This window comes from Streptacidiphilus cavernicola (genome assembly GCF_042510955.1).
Classification (GTDB): domain Bacteria; phylum Actinomycetota; class Actinomycetes; order Streptomycetales; family Streptomycetaceae; genus Streptacidiphilus; species Streptacidiphilus cavernicola.
On sequence record NZ_JBHFAB010000047.1, the window covers coordinates 1 to 3,623 of the forward strand.

General features: G+C 70.2%; 3 protein-coding genes and 1 rRNA gene. 1 reads left to right on the forward strand and 3 read right to left on the reverse strand.

Annotated features, from left to right (window positions below):
• Window positions 1–115 (forward strand): 5S ribosomal RNA (gene rrf, locus ACEZDE_RS33660); the annotation flags it as partial.
• Between the two features lie 337 nt (window positions 116–452).
• Here the strand turns inward: rrf and ACEZDE_RS33665 are convergent.
• The 3 genes from ACEZDE_RS33665 to gabT form a co-directional block, all read right to left on the reverse strand.
• Entirely contained in the window at window positions 453–1,268 is an 816-nt protein-coding gene (locus tag ACEZDE_RS33665) for a class I SAM-dependent methyltransferase (protein WP_380544995.1), read from the reverse strand.
• A 23-nt stretch (window positions 1,269–1,291) separates the two neighbouring features.
• Window positions 1,292–1,897 (reverse strand): phosphatase PAP2 family protein, encoded by a 606-nt coding sequence (locus ACEZDE_RS33670; RefSeq protein WP_380544998.1) that lies wholly within the window; start codon window positions 1,895–1,897, stop codon window positions 1,292–1,294.
• 373 nt (window positions 1,898–2,270) lie between these two features.
• Window positions 2,271–3,611, reverse strand: coding sequence for a 4-aminobutyrate--2-oxoglutarate transaminase (gene gabT / locus ACEZDE_RS33675; protein WP_380545001.1), 1,341 nt, complete (start codon window positions 3,609–3,611; stop codon window positions 2,271–2,273).
• Between the last annotated feature and the right edge of the window lie 12 nt (window positions 3,612–3,623).

Genomic DNA, 3,623 nt, shown 5'->3' on the forward strand with positions numbered 1-3,623 from the left:
CGGTGGTCATAGCGTGAGGGAAACGCCCGGTAACATCCCGAACCCGGAAGCTAAGCCTCACAGCGCCGATGGTACTGCAGGGGGGACCCTGTGGGAGAGTAGGACGCCGCCGAACAACCATTACCAGTGAAGCCCCCTGACCATCGGTCAGGGGGCTTCCTGCGTTCCAGACACAAAACAGACGGGTTGGTGGGGTCGACCTTCACCGTTGCGTGGGTGCGGCGCCGTCTCGCGCCTCCGGCGCACAGCAGCAACCACAAGGCAGGGCCCGGGGTGGTTGGGGTTGGTGAGTATTCACTCGCCGACCCGGCGGCCAGGCACCAACCCGAGCCCCGCCCCGGCTCCCGCGTCGTTGCTGCAGTGCGCCGAAGGCGCGAGACGGACCCGACACCGCAGCAACGGCGAAGGCCGACCCCACCCAACACAGCGCACCACACCAGACCGCACCGCCCCTACCCGCCCTTCCTCGCTGTGAGCAGTGGTTGGAAGTAGCCGCTGTCCTCCGGCCTGTGCCAGGTGATGTCGCTGAAGCCGGCGGCGTCTGCCCGTGCGGTCAGCTGTGCCGGAGTGATCGCCCAGGACGTGGCGCGGCGGGTGTGGACCTGCCACTCGGCTCCGTCGGCTCCCTCGGTCCCGTCGTCCGCTGTTGGGAGCAGTTGGAAGTGCTCCAGGTCGTAGTGCTCGCCGTCCGGGTGCCAGTGCCAGAGTTGGAAGCTGATGACACGGCCTGCGTCGGTCCTGGTGACCTGAGGCACTGTCGATGTGGGGTGGTCCGCGCGTACCTGGTCGTACGCGCGCATGCTGATCACGAGCAGGCCTTCCGCGCGTAGGGCCTGGCGCATCGCGCCGAGCGCGGCGTCGACGTCCTCCTCGGTGAGGAGGTGGGCCAGTGAGTTGTCCGCGCAGAGCACTGCGTCGAAGCTGCCGGGCAGCACCGGCAGTCGTCGCATGTCGGCGACCGCCACCCGGAGCGGGAGTGATCTCGCGCCGGCTTCTTCCGCGGCGCGGGCGACGGCGTTGGGGCTGAGGTCGGTGCCGACCACCTCGTGGCCCAGGGCGGCGAGGCCGAGGGACTGGGTGCCGATGCCGCAGGCGCAGTCCCAGACGCGTTGCGGACCGGGTCCGAGTTCCCGGCGGATCAGGGCGTCGAGGGCGGCTCCCTGCCGGGTGACTGAGGCGTTCCAGTCACCGTAGAGGTGGTGGTAGTCGGCGGCCAGGTCGTCGTAGAAGGTCTGTGTCTGTGTCTGATGTGCTGGGATGCCTGCCATGGACGAAGACGCTAGTACCTGCGTCAGTCGGGTCGCTGCGGGCTGTCCGTGGCTGGCGGGCGGGGGCCCCAGCGGACCAGGGACCACAGGATCACGCCGCTGAGGCACAGGCTGCCCAGCACGTCCAGGAACCAGTGGAAGTCACACCACATCAGGCAGAAGCCGACGCTCGCACAGAGCGCCGCCGTCGCCGTGTAGAGGGCACGGCGGAGCCATGGGCCCAGGGCGAAGCAGGTGGCCAGGATCCAGGCGGCGGCGCCCAGACAGACGGTGGCGGTGGCGGTGTGGCCGGACGGGTACCAGCCCAGGTCGCCAGGTCCGACCACCCATCCCTCGGGGCCCGGACGGCCGATCAGGAGCTTGCCGGGGATCACCGTGGCGAACAGCGCGGTCCCGGCCAGGGCCGCGGAGACCACCGGCTTCCAGGAGCGGGCACGCGCCGCCGAGGCCAGGGTGACCAGCACCAGCGCGGTGACCGCGATCTCCGGGCTGCCGAAGTGGGTCCACCAGCGGGCGTAGGTGTTGGTGATCGGGTACGGATTGGCTGCGACCTTGGCCTGCAGCCAGTCGCGGATCCAGCGATCGGTGCCGAGCAGCGGGCCCTTGGCGATCACCTGCTCGGTGACCACGACCAGAACGGTCAGCAGAACGGCCGGAAACCACACCGACTTCAGCAGTATCAGGGCATGAGGAGGCCGCCCCGGAGCAGGGGGGAGAGCTCCGGGGCGGCTGTGGTGATCGCCTGTCCACGTGGCCCGGGGGGTTTGGGTGCGGCGGACGGTCGATCGGCTGAGGGGATGCGAGCCGGAGCTCGCTGTGGTGTCCTCGGCGGCGTTTCGCCGGTGAGGGTCAGTCACCGACGGACTCTGCTTCTCCATCTGCAATGACAGTACGACACAGGTGGGCAGCCTGGTGGACGCCTCACCCACCCGCCATCAGGTCCGCACACCATCTTCACGCCAATTCGGACCCGATGGCGGCGGGACAGCTGTCCGAGGGCCCTCAGAGCCCGGCGAAGGCCGCCTCGATGATGTCCAGGCCCTCGTTGAGCAGGTGCTCCGGCATGACCAGCGGCGGCAGGAAGCGCAGCACGTTGCCGTAGGTGCCCGCGGTGAGGACCAGCAGGCCCTCGGCGTGGCAGGCCTTGGCGAGCGCGGCGGTGGCCTCCGGGTTCGGGTCCTTGCTGCCGGGCTTCACCAGTTCCACGGCGATCATCGCGCCGCGACCGCGGACGTCCCCGATGACGTCGAACTTCTCCTGCATCGCGCGCAGGCGCGGCAGCATGGTCGCGCCGATGGCCTGGGCCTTGGCGTTGAGGTCGAGCTCCTTCATGGTCTCGATCGAGCCGAGGGCGGCGGCGCAGGCGACCGGGTTGCCGCCGTAGGTGCCGCCGAGGCCGCCGGCGTGCGCCGCGTCCATGATCTCGGCGCGGCCGGTGACGGCGGCGAGCGGGAGGCCGCCGGCGATGCCCTTGGCGGTGGTGATCAGGTCGGGGACGATGCCCTCGTCGTCGCAGGCGAACCACTGGCCGGTGCGGCAGAAGCCGGTCTGGATCTCGTCCGCGACGAAGACGATGCCGTTGGCCTTGGCGAACTCCACGATCGCGGGCAGGAAGCCCTTGGCCGGCTCGATGAAGCCGCCTTCGCCGAGGATCGGCTCGATCACGATGGCGGCGACGTTCTCGGTGCCGACCTGCTTGTTGATCATGTCGATGGCCTGGGCCGCGGCCTCGGCGGCGGCGTTGTCCGCACCGGTCAGCCAGCGGAACGGGTAGGCCACCGGGACCCGGTAGACCTCGGGGGCGAACGGGCCGAAGCCCTGCTTGTACGGCATGTTCTTCGCCGTCATGCCCATGGTGAGGTTGGTGCGGCCGTGGTAGCCGTGGTCGAAGACGACCACGGCGGTGCGCTTGGTGTAGGCGCGGGCGATCTTCACCGCGTTCTCGACGGCCTCGGCGCCGGAGTTGAACAGTGCGGAGCGCTTCTCGTGGTCGCCCGGGGTCAGCTCGTTGAGCTGCTCGGCGACGGCGACGTAGCCCTCGTACGGGGTGACCATGAAACAGGTGTGGGTGAAGGCGGCGAGCTGCGCGGAGGCGCGGTCGACGACCGCCTGGGCGCTGTTGCCGACGTTGGTGACGGCGATGCCGGCGCCGAAGTCGATCAGCGAGTTGCCGTCCACGTCCTCGACGACGCCGCCGCCGGCCCGGGTGATGTAGACCGGAAGGGTGGTGCCGACGCCTGCGGCCACCGCGGCGAGCTTGCGGGCCTGCAGCTCCTGCGACTTGGGGCCGGGGACGGCGGTGACGAGGCGGCGCTCCTGGGGGAGGGAGGGTCCGCCGGGCAGCTGCCCGGCGCC

Coding starts and splice junctions, on each gene's coding strand:
- ACEZDE_RS33665 (WP_380544995.1), bottom strand. CDS start 1,268: ATGGCAGGCATCCCAGCACATCAGACACAGACACAGACCTTCTACGAC.